This is a genomic window from Verrucomicrobiia bacterium, from assembly GCA_019694135.1.
Taxonomy (GTDB): domain Bacteria; phylum Verrucomicrobiota; class Verrucomicrobiia; order JADLBR01; family JAIBCM01; genus JAIBCM01.
The window spans coordinates 132,840-151,004 of record JAIBCM010000004.1 but is presented as its reverse complement, the minus strand read 5'-3'; the positions used below and the strand labels follow the sequence as shown (position 1 = coordinate 151,004).

The 18,165-nt window shown below is 44.3% G+C and carries 15 protein-coding genes; 6 read left to right on the top strand and 9 right to left on the bottom strand.

The annotated features are described in order from the left end of the window. Positions 1-23 precede the first annotated feature (23 nt). Positions 24-1,370: a glutamine synthetase family protein gene (locus tag K1X66_07315; protein MBX7158178.1), complete on the top strand. Its 1,347-nt coding sequence runs from the start codon at positions 24-26 to the stop codon at positions 1,368-1,370. Here the strand turns inward: K1X66_07315 and K1X66_07310 are convergent. Then, positions 1,367-2,902, bottom strand: coding sequence for an amino acid permease (locus tag K1X66_07310; GenBank protein MBX7158177.1), 1,536 nt, complete (start codon positions 2,900-2,902; stop codon positions 1,367-1,369). The genes K1X66_07315 and K1X66_07310 overlap by 4 nt on opposite strands. A gap of 197 nt (positions 2,903-3,099) precedes the next feature. Here K1X66_07310 and K1X66_07305 point away from each other — a divergent pair, with 197 nt between their 5' ends. Genes K1X66_07305 through lpxA form a run of 3 tightly spaced genes read left to right on the top strand, consistent with a single transcriptional unit; the run spans position 3,100 to position 6,602 of the window. Next, the gene (locus tag K1X66_07305) at positions 3,100-5,073 is read left to right on the top strand and encodes a phospho-sugar mutase (protein MBX7158176.1); all 1,974 of its coding nucleotides are present in this window, start codon (positions 3,100-3,102) and stop codon (positions 5,071-5,073) included. Positions 5,074-5,109: 36 nt separating this feature from the next. Then, positions 5,110-5,808 carry a DNA repair protein RadC gene (radC, locus tag K1X66_07300; GenBank protein ID MBX7158175.1) on the top strand — a complete coding sequence of 233 codons (699 nt, stop codon included), beginning with the start codon at positions 5,110-5,112 and terminating at the stop codon, positions 5,806-5,808. After that, positions 5,805-6,602 (top strand): acyl-ACP--UDP-N-acetylglucosamine O-acyltransferase, encoded by a 798-nt coding sequence (lpxA, locus tag K1X66_07295; GenBank protein MBX7158174.1) that lies wholly within the window; start codon positions 5,805-5,807, stop codon positions 6,600-6,602. The genes radC and lpxA overlap by 4 nt, the downstream gene beginning before the upstream one ends. A gap of 15 nt (positions 6,603-6,617) precedes the next feature. Here the strand turns inward: lpxA and K1X66_07290 are convergent, their stop codons facing one another. Further along, entirely contained in the window at positions 6,618-7,445 is an 828-nt protein-coding gene (locus K1X66_07290) for a hypothetical protein (GenBank protein MBX7158173.1), read from the bottom strand. 212 nt (positions 7,446-7,657) lie between these two features. Here K1X66_07290 and moeB point away from each other — a divergent pair, with 212 nt between their 5' ends. Next, on the top strand, positions 7,658-8,851 hold the full coding sequence (gene moeB, locus K1X66_07285) for a molybdopterin-synthase adenylyltransferase MoeB (GenBank protein ID MBX7158172.1): 1,194 nt from the start codon (positions 7,658-7,660) through the stop codon (positions 8,849-8,851). Further along, on the top strand, positions 8,852-9,625 hold the full coding sequence (locus K1X66_07280) for a rhomboid family intramembrane serine protease (protein ID MBX7158171.1): 774 nt from the start codon (positions 8,852-8,854) through the stop codon (positions 9,623-9,625). It begins immediately after the preceding gene. Here K1X66_07280 and fmt read toward each other — a convergent pair. Genes fmt through murG form a run of 7 tightly spaced genes read right to left on the bottom strand, consistent with a single transcriptional unit; the run spans position 9,606 to position 18,165 of the window. Then, a complete protein-coding gene (fmt, locus tag K1X66_07275) occupies positions 9,606-10,553 on the bottom strand; it encodes a methionyl-tRNA formyltransferase (GenBank protein MBX7158170.1) in 948 nt (315 codons plus the stop codon). The two genes, K1X66_07280 and fmt, sit on opposite strands and share 20 nt — an antisense overlap. Continuing rightward, a complete protein-coding gene (locus K1X66_07270) occupies positions 10,550-11,716 on the bottom strand; it encodes a hypothetical protein (GenBank protein MBX7158169.1) in 1,167 nt (388 codons plus the stop codon). The genes fmt and K1X66_07270 overlap by 4 nt, the downstream gene beginning before the upstream one ends. A gap of 14 nt (positions 11,717-11,730) precedes the next feature. Further along, positions 11,731-12,957 (bottom strand): cell division protein FtsA, encoded by a 1,227-nt coding sequence (gene ftsA / locus K1X66_07265; protein ID MBX7158168.1) that lies wholly within the window; start codon positions 12,955-12,957, stop codon positions 11,731-11,733. A gap of 3 nt (positions 12,958-12,960) precedes the next feature. Then, positions 12,961-13,857 carry an FtsQ-type POTRA domain-containing protein gene (locus K1X66_07260; protein ID MBX7158167.1) on the bottom strand — a complete coding sequence of 299 codons (897 nt, stop codon included), beginning with the start codon at positions 13,855-13,857 and terminating at the stop codon, positions 12,961-12,963. Continuing rightward, positions 13,854-14,753, bottom strand: a complete 900-nt coding sequence (locus tag K1X66_07255) for a D-alanine--D-alanine ligase (protein ID MBX7158166.1) — start codon at positions 14,751-14,753, stop codon at positions 13,854-13,856. The genes K1X66_07260 and K1X66_07255 overlap by 4 nt, the downstream gene beginning before the upstream one ends. 17 nt (positions 14,754-14,770) lie before the next feature. Continuing rightward, entirely contained in the window at positions 14,771-17,059 is a 2,289-nt protein-coding gene (gene murC / locus K1X66_07250; GenBank protein MBX7158165.1) for a UDP-N-acetylmuramate--L-alanine ligase, read from the bottom strand. Next, a complete protein-coding gene (murG, locus tag K1X66_07245; GenBank protein MBX7158164.1) occupies positions 17,056-18,165 on the bottom strand; it encodes an undecaprenyldiphospho-muramoylpentapeptide beta-N-acetylglucosaminyltransferase in 1,110 nt (369 codons plus the stop codon). Before murG ends, murC begins: the two co-directional genes overlap by 4 nt.

Sequence of the window (18,165 nt, the reverse complement as noted above, 5' to 3'; positions counted from 1 at the left end):
ACCCTCGATCCATAGGCTTACTTATGAATCTAACTGAACTAAAAAATAAAATCGCTAAAAAAGAAATCGACACCATCTTAATCGTTTTTCCAGACGTGTTCGGGCGGTTAATGGGCAAGCGTTTGACAGCTCATTATTTTTTAGATCATGTGGCTCAAAGTGGAACACATGGTTGCAACTATCTTCTGACACTCAATATGGAAATGGATCCACAAGACGGTTTTGATCTAGCCAGTTGGGAAAAAGGGTTTGGCGACTTTGAAATGCGCCCGGATCTTTCCACTTTGCGCATGTTACCCTGGCAACCCGGCGCCGCCTTTGTCTTATGCGATCTGCACCACCATGAAAATGGTTTAGTCGAAGAAGCGCCTCGAACTGTCTTACGTCGCCAAATCGAAGCATTGGGAAAACGCGGATTCACCAGCAAAATTGCAAGCGAACTAGAATTTTTTCTTTTCAATCACACCTATCACGAGGCGTTAGAAAAAAAATATTTCAATCTCATCCCCTCCAGCGATTATCGCATCGATTATCATACCATGCAACCCTTACGGGATGAACCGATTTTGCGTACACTTCGCAATCAAATGGAAGAAGCGGGAATTCCAGTCGAATCTTCCAAAGGCGAATGGGGTTGTGGTCAACATGAACTAAACTTTGTTTATAACGAACCTTTGGAAATTGCTGATCGTCATGCTTTGTTCAAACAAGGCGCTAAAGAAATCGCAGAACAAAACGGAAAATGTCTCACTTTCATGGCAAAAATCGCCACGCAAGAAGCCGGCAGTAGTTGTCATATCCACATCAGTTTATGGCAAAAAAATAAAAACCTTTTTTGGGATAATAAAAAACATGGAGGTTCACAGCTATTCAAACATTTTCTTGGCGGTTTAATGAAATATTCTCCAGAACTCTGCTATTTCTACGCGCCGACCATCAACGCTTACAAACGTTATCAAACCGCAAGTTGGGCTCCCACTAAAATGGCATGGGCCATGGACAATCGCACGGTCGGTTTTCGCGTAGTTGGTCATAGTGAAGGATTTCGCATTGAAAACCGTATGCCCGGAGCCGATGCCAATCCTTACCTAGCCTTCGCTGCCATGATGGTTGCCGGCATGGCTGGCATAGACGAAAAACTCGATTGCGGCAACGCATATCAAGGCAACGCTTACCTCGACAAAAAATTAGCCAGCCTGCCCAAATCTCTAGCTGAAGCCGCAGAAAAATTGAATCGCAGCAAACTCGCCCGCCTCGCTCTTGGTGACAGTGTGGTGGATTTCTACGTCCACACCGCGCGCCTTGAAGTGCAAACTTACAATGAAGCTGTCACGGATTGGGAATTAAAACGTTACTTCGAAAGAATTTAAAGTTTCATTCCCGCTTCGCCAACTCGTTGCTCCAATTCTTGAAGCTTTTCCAAACGTGCTTGAGCCTCTTCTTCAGAAGGCGGCCCTTTGAAACGTTTTTTCACCACGGTAAACCAGGTGACGATCAATAAAACAATAACAATGCCAGTAATATTGAGCGCTTTTTCATTCGGCGGTTGAATTCCCAGATAAAACATAAGCAACACACCCAACACACAAATGACGCCAATAATGCGATAAGCCGTTTTGCCAATATCAAACGGACCCATACGCGTCCACGTGCGACCATAAGCAAAAATGCCCGCCGCGGCGGGCATCACATAAGAAAAATAAAGAAAGATAACACACGCCGCAGTCAACGTGGCATAAGCCTCAGCATAAGCCGTCGACAAAACTGCCAATGTTCCAGTGATCCAAATCGCATAAGTCGGCGTGCGATGAACAGGCGAAATATGGCGCAACCCTTTCGACCAAGGCAATCCTCCATCGCGCGCAAAGGCAAAAGTCATGCGCGAACTCGAAGTTAAACAAGCCAAGCCACAAAGATAATTAGCCAAAGCAATGCCAGCCCAAAGAATCATTTTAAGTGGTTCAGGAACTAAAGTGTTCATCAACCAATAAAAAACGTTCCCCCCTTGTTTTGCCGCTTCATCCATATTAGGAATGGCCAACACAAAAGACGCGACCATTACAAAACCAAAAATGCCGGAAAGATAAACCGAACGTAAAATTCCTTTGGGAACATTTTTCGCCGCTCCTACAGTTTCTTCTGAAGTATGGGCTGAAGCATCGTAACCGGTTATCGTGTAAACCGGCAACAATAACCCCAATAAAAAAAGCATCATAATACTATTATTTTGCGGCCAAACTCCTCCTCCCGCATCGCCACTATAATTCGCAAATGTAACAAGCCGACCAAAATCCAAATGCGAGGCAAGGAACAACATGGTAAGAGTCAGCACAATAGAAACTGCAAAAATCAAATAACCGCTAAAATCAGTCAATAAAGTCGTCACATGAATCCCGTAGTGATTGAACAATGCATGTGAGAAAATAATTAAACTCACACCCAACAATTGATGATGAGCCGTAAGCCCAGCAGGATCGACTCCAAAATAAGGAAGTACCGCATTAATAAAGATGGTGTAAGCTCCGACGTCTACTGCAGCAGTCACAAAAATTAATCCACTCAAATTGAGCCAAGCCGTTACCCATCCCCATCCTTTTCCACCCAAAATGGAACTCCAATGGTAAAGACCACCCGCCGTCGGATAAGCGGAAGCCACTTGCGCCATAGTTAAAGATACTAAAAAGGCAAAAAACACGCCCACTGGCCAACCAATCCCTACTCCCGCCCCGCCTGCGCCACAAAAGCCCAATTGAAAAGAAGTAATGCCACCCGCCAAAATACAAATAATCGAAAAAGAAATGGCAAAATTAGAAAAAGCACTCATGCGCCGCTTGAGCTCCTGTGCGTAGCCCATTCGGTGCAATAATTTAACGTCATCATGAATATCGATTGAATCGCTCATATTTTTCCTTTGTTTTATGTTGAATGAAAACGTCCCCCTGAATAAGGCTACCAAGCTTCCGAAGGATAGCTAAAGTTCCTTGCATGCGACCCAAGTTTAATAAGGAACACTTATACATAGCAAGCGAAATCTGAAAGCTGATAGCGATAAAAAAAGCTTCCCTTTTACCTTAGAATTGGGTTTTTTGGTGACTCATTATGATTACCTTAGAACAACTTTCTACCCATATCGCGTCAGGACAACTTTTTGAAACGGCAGCCAAAAACTTTCTCGAAGCCTATCATTTAACCCTTCCCAACTCCTGGCAACGCGCGGCTTTACAAGAATTATGGGATGAGAAACAACTTACCGAAATCAACGATCGTTTTTATAAAACCTTAAGCTTTGGCACCGGCGGTCTACGCGGACGCACGATAGGTAAATATGTCACCCGCGCCGAACGAGGCACCCCTAACGAACTGGATCGACCCGAGCATGCCTGCCTCGGTTCCAATGCCATGAACGATGCCAATGTCGAACGCGCTGCGCGTGGACTCTGCCGTTATCTTAAGAAAATTTTTCGCAAACATCCCTCACCCAGTCTCGTCATCGCGCATGACACCCGACATTTTTCCCGAGATTTTGCCCAACTCGTCGCACAAGTCGCCACCAACGAAGGCATCAACGCTTGGCTCTTTGCCGAAGACCGTTCCACCCCTCAACTTTCCTTTACCATTCGCTATCTCAATGCCCAAGCTGGCGTCATGATTACCGCCAGCCACAATCCTCCTTACGACAACGGTTTCAAAGCCTATTTCGACGATGGCGCGCAACTCGTCGAACCGCACGCCTCGGCAATCATTCACGAAGTCAACCAGATCCAAGCTACCGGAGAACTCGAACCACGCTACGGCGCCACTATCCAAATGCTTAATCCAGAAACCGATAAAGCTTACTTGCGAGCCTTGAGAACTTTAGTTCTTGACCAGGAAACCTTAGAAACACAGGCCTCGAATCTTAAAATCGTTTACACACCGCTCCACGGCACAGGCGCACATGCGATCGTTCCCACCTTAAAAAAATACAAAATTAAACCCCTACTCGTTAGAAAACAACTCAGCGCTGATGGCCGTTTCCCCACTGTCGCATCGCCCAATCCAGAAAATAGCGAAGCGCTCACTCTCGCCATAAAAAAAGCTCAAAAAGATAAAGCCGACATCGTGATTGCTACCGATCCCGATTGCGACCGTATGGGTGTTGCCATTCGTAACTCGCAAGACGATTACGAACTTATTACTGGAAACCAAATCGGTTCCATTTTAGCTTATTACCGCACCACCACACTTTTCCAGCAAGGCATTCTCACCTCACAAAATGCAACCCATGCCTGTCTCATCAAAACCTTCGTCACCACCGAACTGCAAACAGCTATCGCTAAAAAATTTGGACTAAAACTAGTCAACACCCTAACCGGTTTCAAATATATTGGAGAAAAACTGCGCGACTACGAACAACAACTCGTCGAGCAAGGATTCAATGAAAAACATTATCGCTCCTATTCTGAAGAAGAAAAGCGCAACGCCCATTTGAAAAAAGGGTGCTACTTCGTATTTGGTGGCGAAGAAAGTTACGGCTACAGCGGCGGAGATTATGTTCGCGATAAAGATGCCAACGCAGCCGCACTTATGTTCGTGGAAGCCGCGGCTCATGCCCGCTCACAAAATCAAACCCTGCTCGAGTATCTGGACCAAATTTATTCGGAACTCGGCTTCTTCTATGAAAAATTGGGACAATTTCTTCTCGAAGGCGCTGAAGGCGCAGTCAAAATTCAAGGCATTTTAAAATCTTTTGAACAAAATCCATCTAAGAACTATTTAGGCCACGCCGTCGTAGAAAAAATGAATTTTGCTAAAGAAAATCTAGTTGATGTAGATGGCAAACCGATTCCCAAAGAACTCATGCTTCTCTTTAAATTGGATAATGGCGCGCAAATTATCGTGCGCGGATCAGGCACGGAACCAAAAATTAAATTTTACCTCTCCGCGCATCAACTTCCGCCTGATCGCAAATCGTTCACACCGGAAACTCTTCTCCAAGCCAAACAACACGTCCAACAATTCATCATTCAACTCTGGGATGCGGTTCAGGAAGATGTTCATATTCGATTACAGTCTTTAGCCACTAACCCATAAAATCCCTTTCCTCATTTCGATCACATCGCTATCATTTTGAGCATGCTCAAAATTCGTGAACTGCCCTCCGCAGAAAGACCTCGCGAACGATTGCAGAATCAAGGCCCTTCAGCGTTGCGAGAATCGGAATTGCTAGCGATTCTCTTGCGCACGGGCACTACGGGCATTTCCTCTGTGCAGTTGGGTGAAACATTACTCAAAAAATTTCATAGTCTCGATGGTCTAGCCCAAGCTTCCTTGCGAGATTTGGCGCAAATCAAAGGCGTAGGAATGACTAAAGCTATCCAACTCAAAGCGGCTTTTGAAATGGGTTCTCGCTTACGCCGTCAACTGGTTCAACAACAAAAGATTGAAACGCCTGAAGCGGTTTACGAGCTTTTGGGTGAGGAATTAAAAACGTTGCAATATGAAAGTGTGCGCGTGATTTTGCTCAATGCTAAACGTTTGCTCATTAGCATCGAAGAAATTTCACGAGGCTTGCTCGATCAAACTCTTGCTCATCCTCGCGAAGTTTTTTCATCGGCTATCGCACGCCGCGCTCATGCTATTATCTTGGTCCACAACCATCCTTCCGGCGACCCCTCCCCTTCCACAGCCGATATGCAAATGACCCAAACCTTGCTTGAAGCTTCCAAAATCTTAGAAATTGCCTTATTCGATCACGTGATCATTGGAAAAAGAACCTCGGAATTTCCTGAAGGTTGGTTTAGTTTCCGAGCAGCAAACCGTTTATGATTCATCCCACCGCACACGTTCATCCCAAGGCCAAACTTGCAAGCAACGTTCAAATTGGCCCGGGCGTTATTATCGATGAACACGTTACTATCGGAGAAAATTGCGAGATTCGTGCTCATGCTGTCATTACAGGTCACACAACAATTGGAAATCATAATCAAATTGGTTATGGAGCGATTATTGGCGCTGAACCTCAAGATCACGCTTTCGATTTTAAAACGATTAGCTACGTGCGAATGGGCGATCACAACATAATTCGCGAATATGCCACTATCCATCGCGGCACCCAACCCGAAACAGCTACAGAAATCGGGAATCACTGCTTTTTAATGGGCAGCTCTCATCTGGCTCATAATTGCAAAGTTAAAGATGGCGCCATTCTCGCGAACCACGCTTTATGCGCGGGTTATGTCGAAATCGGCGAAAAAGCTTTCATTTCTGGCAACACCGTGATTCATCAATTCTGTCGCGTGGGTCGTATGGGCATGCTGCGCGGCGGAGGACGCATCAGCAAAGATATTCCTCCTTTCATGATCGGCGATGCGACAAATCGTTTGATGGGTTTAAATAGCGTCGCTCTTAAACGCGCACAATTTTCTTTAGAAACCCGCATGGCGTTAAAACGTCTTTATCATGAGCTGTTTCTTTCTGAAAAAAATCTCAACGAAACTTTGAAACAATTTGACCTTGCATCCGCTTCTTCAGAAATCAAAGAAATCATTCAATTCATTCAAACCGCAAAAAAAGGCGTTGTGATGCCTGAAGCCAGCTCAAAAGCTGACGATGAAGAATGATAAGACAAACGAGAATCAATAAAATATGCCTGCTCCGCCCGATTGAATGGCAGCTTTGGATTGATTTTCAATGTGATTCCAAACATTCTTTGCAGCCGGGCTACTTACTAACTCATTGCCTACCTCATTTACCTCATGACTCATGCAAGAAAAAATATCCAATCTGCTTTTACCAGGAGCTGGTGCAATTAAACAACCGGCAAGAGCACCCAAAGGACCGCTTGCCATCGTTTCGACTACTCCAAGTGCATCCAAAGATGCTTCTGCTACATCTGCTGCCAACGATTCTTGAGGAGTTAAAGCTGCTCCCACTGCAAGACCATAACCGGTATATTTTATAATAGTTTCTTTCGCACCATCTACTTTATCATAAATTTGATTAATTTTTTCATTAGCATCGCTGACACGTTTTGCAGCCAGTTCCGCATCGCGAACCGCTATCGCCAACGACTCCTTGGCTTCTTCCAACAGCGGATGTCCGGAGGGGTGAATATCCGAATATCTTTCTACACGTTCAACCTGCTTCTCAACCTCTTTAAACCGCTGCCCCACTTCTTCAGAAGCACGTTTAGCTTGCACTTTAAGCGATTCAAGCTGGTCGGGCGCTCCTCTAATGATTTTTCTGGCATCGTCTAAGGCGTTCTGATCCATTAAGGGTAAATATCCTTTGGGTTCTGCTTTAAGAATATCCTTTGGAGGAAGACGGTCTTTAGCTTGAGTTAAAGACTCTCTCACTCCAGCTAAAAAAGTTTTAGCATCTTTTTGGGCCTGCCTCCCCTGTTTCACCGTCGCTTTAAGTGTGTCCTTAAGAGCTTTCTTCGCGGCTTGACTCAATAGTCCCATAATATTTACCTCCTAGTGATTGGTTACTTTCCTCAAATTCAAAAGTATTTACGAAAATGACCTTGTCAAATTAAAATTAACTATTGATAAGCAAAATTCAAAATTGCTCACTATGCATTCTGATAGTGTCCTAGTTTGAAAATTGGCCTTCAAACTAAATAACCCTACACATTGCATTCTTCAAAAATCCTGCTAAGCAAATTAGGTTGTTTATGAGTTATTTACCGCGTATTGTTCAGAGTTTTGGTCGGACGAATCTTTCCAATGAGGAAATTAAGCGTTACAGCCGGCATTTGATTATGCCCGAAGTCACGATCGAAGGACAAAAAAAATTAAAAGCTTCTCGCGTTTTGGCCATTGGCACAGGAGGTTTGGGTTCGCCCTTGCTCTCTTATCTTGCTGCGGCTGGCGTGGGAAAATTGGGTATTGTCGATTTTGACACGGTCGATTATTCCAATTTGCAACGCCAAATTATTCACGGAACATCAAGCATCGGAAAACCCAAAGTGCTTTCCGCTCAGGAAAGAATTCATGAAATTAATCCTTACAGCGAAGTGCAACTTTATGAGACCGCTTTATGCTCGGATAATGCGCTCGACATCATTAAAGATTATGATGTGGTCGTGGATGGCACAGATAATTTTCCAACGCGTTATCTCGTAAATGACGCCTGCGTTTTACTCGATAAACCGAATGTTTACGGAAGCATTTTTCGGTTTGAAGGCCAGTCTACCATTTTTTGGGCATCGCAAGGCCCTTGCTATCGCTGTCTTTATCCCGAACCCCCTCCACCCGGTCTCGTTCCCAGTTGCGCAGAAGGTGGTGTTTTAGGCGTGTTGCCGGGAATCATCGGAGTTTTGCAAGCGATTGAAACCATTAAAATTATTTTAGGCTTGGGCGATCTCATGATCGGTAAACTTCTGCTCTTCGATGCGCTCAAAATGAGATTTAAAGAATTAAAACTGCGTAAAAATCCGAACTGCCCCATTTGCGGCGATCATCCTACCATTAAAGAATTGATCGATTACGAGCAGTTCTGCGGCATGCCCGCTGTGGAGGGACCCGTCACGCAGGATGAAGAACCCGTAGTGCCGGAAATTTCCGCCACCGAATTAAAAAATCGTTTTAATCAAAAAGATAAATTTATTTTGCTCGATGTTCGAGAACCGCATGAATTTCAAATCTGTCGCATTCCCAATTCTAGGCTCATCCCTTTGGGCGAATTGCCAGCGCGTATTCATGAACTGGATTCTGCGGATGAAATTGTGATTCATTGCAAGAGCGGTATGCGCAGCGCGAAAGCCGTTCAACTTTTGCAACAGGCTGGTTTTAGAAAAGTGTGGAATGTCAAAGGTGGCATCGAAGCCTGGGCCAATGAAGTGGATCCTAAAACACCAAAATATTAAATGCTTGCTTATCTAGAAAATAAATTTGGCCGTTTTGCTATCCCGCATCTGATACCTGGCATTGTTTTTTTGTCTACCATCACTTTTGTCCTGCTTCGTTTTCAACCTGATTTCATTAATTATCTGGTTCTCAACCCTCAGCTTATTCTTCAAGGCGAAGTCTGGCGTTTGTTCACTTACGTTTTCATTCCACCAACAGTTAATCTTTTTTGGATTATTTTTGCGCTCATGTTTTTGTGGATGCTGGGCAATGGCCTGGAACAGGCCTGGGGCGCATTTCGCGTGAATCTCTATTTCTTTATTGGTCTATTGAGCACAACACTCATCGCTTTTATTTTTAATTGGGTAGATGCCACGGGAGGGTTTATTTACAGCACTATTTTTTTTGCTTTTGCTACGCTTTATCCCAATTATCAAATTTTGGTGTTCTTTATTTTACCCATTAAAGTCAAATGGTTGGCTTACTTTAGTTTGTTCATTCTTATTGTATATTTTTTCAACACTTCTTTTGCAGGAAAAATATCTCTATTGATTGCGCACCTTAACTATTTTCTCTTTTTTGGAAAAGATATCGCGCGAATTCTTTTTCAAAGACGATCGGCTCATCTTCGAAAGAAAAAAATTCAATCTCATCCAAGACCGGTTTCAGAAGCATTTCACAACTGTTTCGTGTGTAAAAAAACCGATTTAACCAATCCTCACCTGCATTTTCGTATTGCCGCTGATGGCCAAGAATATTGTCTGGAACACCTTCCTAAGGCGATTCCAAAATAGTTCCAATCGGAATCGAAAAACCTCGCACAAAATCTGTCGCTGCCATCCTCTGTTTTCCCTCCAATTGCACTTCACGCAATAAAAGTCCTCCCTTTTTCGCAGCAACCAAAATGCCGTGTTTATCCACTTTCACTACTTCACCTGGTTTACCGTGACATCGATTGGATAAAATCGTTTTAAAAATTTTTAAACACTTTCGCTGGTTCCCTACTTTCAACCACGTATAAGCTCCTGGCCAAGGAATCATTGCGCGAATTTGCCGATCCACGGCCACCTGCTCTTGCTTCCAATCAATCCAGCCTTCTTCTTTTTTAATTTTTTTAGCATAAATCGCCTCCTTTTCCTTCTGTTTCATGCGAGGCGCTTTTCCTTTTTGCAACAAATCTAATCCCTCTTTCAAAGTCTTAGGAGCTAACTCTGCCAAACGATCATGCAACGTCTCTGCCGTCTCATCGCTTCGAATCGAAAGACGTTGGGAGCACAATATATCGCCAGTGTCCAAACCTTCATCCATCCACATAATCGTAATGCCTGAATAACGCTCACCCGCTCGAATAGCGGCTTGAATCGGTGACGCACCCCGATACTTCGGCAACAGCGACGCGTGAACATTCAAACAACCCAATTTGGGTAAATTCAAAATGGCTTGCGATAAAATTTGTCCATAAGCAACCACCACAAATACGTCTGCTTCTAAATAACGCAACTGTGCAACTACGGTTTTTTCATTAATTTTTTGCGGTTGGTAAATACGAATATGCCATTTTAAAGCCGCCTGTTTAATCGGGCTCGTCTGCAAACGCATCTGTCGACCTGCAGGTCGATCGGGTTGCGTTACAACGGCCACTACTTCATACTCGTCGCTTTCTGCCAAACTATTTAAACAAGGCACCCCAATTTCACCTGTGCCAATAAACACCACTTTCATACCGATACCTGACGAATACGAATCTGTTTCCTTAAAAAAGTGGGAATATCCAAATTTTCACCCTGATAAAAAGTTGCATCCGTTTTTTCAAATCGGCCACGATTAGGAGTTTCAAAAGCAAAAGCTTCCTGTTTCAATTCCTTCTCTTTTAAAGATGCCGATTCTTCTAGCGGAAGCGAAATTTTACTTTCATCCGCTACTTCCTGCACATTTACCGCTAACTCGTCACCACCTTTAACTCCTGCTGTCCAAATGACCAATTTAACTTTTCCCTCGTAACTTTCTTCCAAAATCGCATTAAAAATAAAATGCGTATTTTCATTGCCTACATGCTGCTTCAAAAATTCTGTTGCTTTCTTCACTTCGGCCAAAGCCAACTTAGGTCCTCCTAACACTGCCACCAAAACTTCATGCGCCGAAGTCGCTGCATCTCGCAACCAGTCATTCGCGATCACTGTAGCAAGCGCTTCGTCCATGGCATGAGCTCCCTTCCCCTCACCCCATCCAAATCCTCCTTGCAAGCTGGCGCCATGCGATATAGTCGTAATGGCTTTCAACACTTCTTCAGTCTCCGAAAAAACCAGTCCTTTTTTCGTAATCATTTCTATCAAACCGTTCAAACATTGTCCCATCGCTTCAATCACAGCGTGCCATTTCTGATCTGCCCTTTCGCCCTCTGCCCAACCCTCTTTGGTCAACTGATCTGCCGGAAAAATAAAAACAGTCTCTCCAGTTTTTCTTAATTCCTGCAACGTTTGCATAGCCTGATTAACATTTCGAACACCTTCCCATTGAAAAGGCATCGAAACTAAAATAATAGGAAGCGCTCCCTTCTCTTTAACCCAGCTAACAACTGATGCTAATCCGCCCGCCCCCAATCCTCCTCCTAACGAAGCCGCTAAAAAAACAATCGCAGACGTCTTAATTTCATTTTTCATTTCCTGCTCATGCAATCGAAATACTTGCGCGCCTACCGATTTATCTCCACGAACTCCCCAACCCCGCAACAAATCCGCACCAATCCATCGCTTCTCTTTTAATGAACAGTGTTTCAAAGCTCTCTCATCAGCATCCCAACCCACAACTTGCACAGAATCCGTTGGCTTGATCGATCCGATCATCTGAAGCCCTGCACCACCCAAACCAAAAACCTGAATCTTCATAACTCTATCAATCATTAAACAATAAATTTCATTTTTTTCAAAGCGCGACTAAACCGCTGCCCTAACGAAGAATCGCCTCTCTCTTGCAAAACCCGTTTTTGCCCCAATAACAAAACTCCCAAAACTGTCGAAAGCTCCGGACGCGCCAACTCACCCACATTACCATTAAACGCATGCTCCTTCACCAAAGTCACAGGCAACTGAAAAATCGTCTCGGCTAAAACCTGAATTCCTTGGGTTCGCGAACCGCCTCCAGTAAGAAAAATTCCTGCTGATAATAAATCCAAAAAATTTTCTCCCAACTGCTTTTTAACAATCAACAACGCCTCCTCCCATCGCGTCTTCATGACTTTAATTAAACTTTCTCGATAAATCGATTTCCCCGCAAAACCGCTCATCGGTTTCAGAGCAATAACTTCATCCCGCACTCGATCCTCTCCGATTACCGCGCCTTGCGAACATTTCAAATCTTCCGACAATCTCAATGGCAAATTAAACGCACGACTCAAATCCTGTGTCACATGATCTCCCCCCACGCCTAAAACCCCTAATGACTCAATCTGTCCATTGATATAAGCCGCATAATGAGTTAATCCCCCTCCCAAATCAATCACAAGCGCACCCAACTTCTTTTGCTCCTCCGTCAACACAGCCTCAGCCGAAGCCATCGGACTCAGCGAAAAATCACACACATCAATTTGCAACTCACGCACACGATCCATCACATTATGCAAACGACTCGCCACACCATGCACAATTAAAAACTCACCCTCAACTTGCGTTCCATTCATGCCCACAGGATCGGAAACCCGCGGCCCACCATCAATAGAAAACCCCTTCGGCAAAGTCGCCACATGACATCGACCCTCTGGCAAAGACATTTCTTCAGCCAAATCTCGCGCTTCCTCGATATCTTCTTCCGTCACCACCTTTTTTTCCTGAGAAATCATCGTGGAACCTCTTTGCACCACACATTCCAAATGAGCGCCGCTCAATGCAACAAAAGCTTCATGAATAACAACATCAGCATTTTCCTCCGCTTTTGCCATCGCTTCACGCAAGGCGTCCGAAGCTGTTTTCGGATCAAACACATCCCCTTTTCGTACTCCAGCAGAACTTGATTCTCCCAAACCCAACACTTTCAACACCCCATCATGGCGAACATGGCCTACCGCCACCACCATTTTGCTCGTGCCAGCTTCTACTGCTACCAACGTTGTCTCTTTTGAACGAAATAACATAACCTAAATTTCCACCGGCGCGAATGTCACCGGCACATTACGATTGACTGTAAGATCAGCACTTAACAATTTACGGTGCACTTCACCACAATAATTTAAAATCTTTTCAAACCGTTCTAATTGCGTCTTCAACTGATTCGAACTAGCAGAAAATCTAACTTTTCCGCCCTCTTCCAAATTCACTTCCAAAATTCCTTCCTTCGACACATCAATTGAAAACAAATGAAATTGAGCTTGAGCCAATCGTTGCTCCATTAAGGATAATAAAAAAAGTGCGCTATAAACCTCTCCTAACTCAATCTTTTCACCAACCACAATTTTTTCACTATCTACACCTCGAATCTCCGGCAAATGTCGAAAATCTTCCCCAGGTCGCAAACGCATCACCAACCCTTCTTCATCAATCGTATAATAAGATTCTTCCTGTTCCTCCAATAACGTTTTAATCACAATTCGCGCTAAAGGTCGTCTCTCCGTCACACGAATCACCAAACGATTTGGCAACTCTCTCAAAACCTCAGCCGTTTGCACGGAAGATTGCGACTCTAAACGATTTTGAATCGCTCGTAAATTCAACGCCAAAACATTCGCTTCAGCAGGAATATCTGCCCATCGTAGTACTTGATCCCTCCTTAATCGACCTTGCAATTCCACATCCACACGCGTCAAAGCGTAACGCGGATTTTGATACAACAAACGATTCAACGCCCAACGTCCCAAAAAAAATCCCAATACCAACACCAATCCAACTCCACTTAAACCCAACAAAATATTTCGCAACTGCTTTGCCCCATGACGCCGTCCTCGACTTTTTTGAATACTCGCACGCAACGAAATCGCTTTACCAGCCTTGCGTCGATTACCATCATTTAATTTTCGTTTCCCAAATGAACTCTTCATAAAATAACATTATTTTTCTTTCTCATTGCTTGCGATAAAAACACAATACGTTCACACAAATCCCCAAATCCAATCCCAGCCGCAGCTGCCGCCTTGGGCAACAAACTAGTTTCTGTCATGCCAGGAATCGTATTTGCCTCCAAAACCCAGGGGCGCTCTTGTGCATCCAACAAAACATCCACTCGCGAATAAACCTCACAACCCAAAGCCTGATGTGCGCTCAAAGCCGCTTCTTGAACTGCTTCCGTAACTAATTTCGATAAATCTGCGGGGCAATGATACCACGTTCGGCCTGCAGTGTATTTATTTTGATAATCATAAAACCCTTCCTGGGGCTCGATATGAACTACTGGCAAAGCTTGATCCCCTAAAACACCAACCGTTAACTCCTTACCCACAATCATCTGCTCCACAATTACCTCGTCATCGTACTGAAAAGCAAGCGTCAAAGCCGAATCTACTTGCTCTTGTGACACCACACGAGAAATTCCCACACTGGATCCTTGCCGCGACGGCTTCACCACAAACGGCAGAGCTAATGAGGGACGCTCCCCCTTTTTGCAAATTTCAAAAGCAGGCGTAGGCACCTCGTGATCCACAAAGATTTCTTTCGAAACCACCTTATCAAAAGCCTTCTCACTAGCGGCCTGTCCACAACCCGTGTAAATTAAATTTTGCTTATCCAAGATAGCTTGCACTTGGCCATCCTCACCAAACGTGCCATGCAGCGCGATAAAAACCACATCGCAAACAGGCAAGACAAACTCTTCAGAAACCACATCCAACTCCTCGGCTTCATAACCTTTTTCACGTAAGGCTTTTGCGACAGCTGCTCCCGAACGCAAAGAAACTTCACGCTCTGCCGAAATACCGCCCTTTAAAACGACAATCTTCATTTTGTTATCTTAACACTTTAATTATCTCCTAAAATAATAATTTCTGTTTCCAATTCCACCCCGCGTTCCGCACGCACGCGTTGCCGCACCAACTCAATCAACCCTAATACATCCGAAGCAGTCGCTGTGCCATCGTTTACAATAAAATTACCGTGCTCTTGACTAACTCGTGCGCCACCAATCGACAAACCTTTTAACCCCAACTCGTCCACCAACTTACCCGCAGGACTCAACGAAGGATTTTTAAAAATACAACCCGCACTCGATGCTGCCGGTTGCGATTCCCAACGTTTCTTACTAAACTCACGCAAACGTTCTTCGACAACTTCTTTTGCTTCTTTTTTACCCTGCAAAACTGCTGATAAAACAATTTTATTTTGCAACGTTGGCACACAACGATAATTGGCTTGAATCCCCTCTCGCAACAATTCAGCAATCTCACCATTTTTATTCATACAACGCACTGAGACAACCCTCTCAAACATCCATCCTCCCATCGCTCCTGCATTCATAAATAGCGCCCCACCTAAACTTCCTGGAATCCCCTCCATAAATTCAAAACCACCCAATCCCTCACGCTTGGCAGCCGCCACAATCGATTTTAGTTTAGTGCCCGCTTGCGCCGAAACTTTATCTTTTGCAACTTCAATCTTTGAAAAAAAATTTTCATGCAAATGTAAACAAACCCCGCGAATTCCCCCATCTTTGATTAATAAATTCGATCCCCGTCCAATAAATGTGACAGGCATAGCGTTTTTCTCGCACAATTGTAAAACTCGTGCCAAAGACTCTTCTCCATCCGGCTCACACCAAAACTCCGCAGGCCCGCCCACACGCAAAGTGGTGTGACGACGCAAAGATTCATTACGAACCACACGCCCATTATCTCCAGCCGCTTCCATTAACTCTCGATAAAATTTCAAGTGCTCCACCAAAACCTGCGTCACTTTTCCGATATCACCCGCTCCCAACACCACAACACAATCGCCCGGTTTCACTTCATGAATCAGTTCTTGTGCCAATGCTAAGCCTTGACCTTGAAAAGAAATTGCCCCGCGCCCAGTTGCCTCAACGACACGAAACAAATTTTCTCCCGTCACATCTGGCCAATCCTTTGCTGACTCATCCGCCGGATAAATTTCCGTCAAAAACAAACGATCTGCCCAATCAAAAGCTTTAGCAAAGTCTTCCTTTAACGCTTTTGTGCGACTGAATCGATGCGGCTGAAAAACCACAACTAGCCGCCTCCCCCCCGCCACCTGTTTCGCAGCTTCTAACGTCGCTCGAATTTCAGTGGGATGATGCCCATAATCATCAATCACTAAAAAATCATCACACTCCCATTTAATCTCAAATCGACGTCGCGCTCCCTGGAAAGAAGCAAGTCTTTCCACAATCATTTTTTCACTTAACCCCGCTTCACGCGCCACTGCAATTGCTCCCAGCGCATTTCGAATATTATGCGAACCTGGCAAAGATAAATGCACTCCCTCAAGCCATAATTTTCCCTTCACCCAAACATCAAAACGCGATCCTGATTTATCGAATACAACATTTTTCCCCTGAACATGAACTGAATGACTCAATCCAAAACTAATCGCATTTTCAAAACTTTTAAAAACTCGCGTCGCTCCTTCATCATCTCCACAATAAAAAATTTTTCCTTTCGTCCGCTCTCCCAATTCTCGAAAAACTGATTCAATCGCTTGCAAAGAAGGATAAAAATCTAAATGTTCCTTTTCAATATTTAACACCAAAGAAAAATGCGGCGCATACTTAACCAGCGTGCCATCGCTTTCATCTCCCTCAGCAATAAACCACTCTCCCTCGCCAATTTTCGCGCTCGCTCCCAACTGTGTCACTACACCTCCTACATAAAAAGAACTTTGCGTCTCGTGAAACAGCCAAGCCAACAAACTTGTCGTTGTCGTTTTTCCGTGCATTCCCGCTACGACAATAGATTTTTTCTCTGCTAACAAAGCCGATAACAACTCTGCGCGATGAAAAATGGGAATTTTTCTTGCTCGAGCCGACTCCAATTCTACATTACTCTCATCAATTGCAGAGGAAACCACAACCGCTTGAGCCTGATCCACAAAATCCGATTGATGACCTTGAAAAAAAATCAACCCTTTCTCTTCTAATTGTTGAATGAGTCGACTTTCCACCAAATCAGAACCCGAAACCTGATAACCCTTTTCCAATAACAAACGCGCTAAACCCGACATTCCACTACCCCCCACTCCCACAAAATGCCAAAAACGGTCGGGCATGCGGTGATGCAAGCATTGCACAATGGCGCTCATGCTGGTTTCTCCTCGATAGCCCTCATCACCGCATCCGCAACACGTTCTGCACCATCTTCAATTGCCACTTTTCGACACGCTTCATGCATCCGCTGCCGCTGCTCTTCATCTTCTAATAAGATTTTTATTTTTTGACCCAATATTTCAGGTGTTAGAGAATCCTGTTCCTCCATCAAAGCCGCTCCTGCCTTTTCAAAAACTTGCGCATTAAAAAATTGATGATTGCCCGCCGCAAAAGGAAAAGGAATCAATACACTAGGAATTTCCCATGCCGTTAACTCGCTTAATGAAGCCGCACCACTTCGAGAAATGGCAAGATCTGTAACTCGATAAATCTCCGCCATCTCACCACAAAACTCCATCACCTGTGCCTGAAACCCTTCTCGCCGATAATTCAACTCCACCAATTCCCTTTCTCCTTTTCCAGTAAGATGAATGAATTGCCAACGCGATTGCAACCCCTCCCAATACCGCATCGCTTGAACCACCAATTCATTTAACGCTTTAGCGCCTTGACTCCCTCCCATCACCAAAATCGTTTTTTTTTCGGGAGACAAACCTAATTTTTTCAAAGTTTCGATTCGATCACCCAATTTCGGTTTTACTTTTAATGGCGTGCCTGTCACACCTGTGCTGATCATCGAAGCTAAATGCGATCGACACGCCTCAAATCCCAATAAAACCTTATCTACCTTTTTTGATAACCAAACCGTAACTCTTCCTGGAATCACATTGGATTCGTGCATCAATGTCGGAATTTTTCTTTTTATCGCATAACGCAAAGGCACAGCTGATGTAAACCCTCCCATTCCCAATACCGCATCCGGCTTCCAAACCTTGAACCATTTTTTACATTCTCGCACCGCTTGAAAATAACGCCAAAAAAAATGAACCAAAAGAAATGGACGAAACCCCGGCCATCCCACAGCGGATAAAACACGAAACTCATAACCTTGATGTTTATTCAGCGCAGAACGATCAATATCTTTATTCGAGACTAGTAATAATATTTGATTGCCCTGTTCTCGCAACACATCAGCCACTGCTAAACCGGGAAACAAATGTCCTCCCGTTCCGCCACATGCAATGGCAATACGATAACCCAT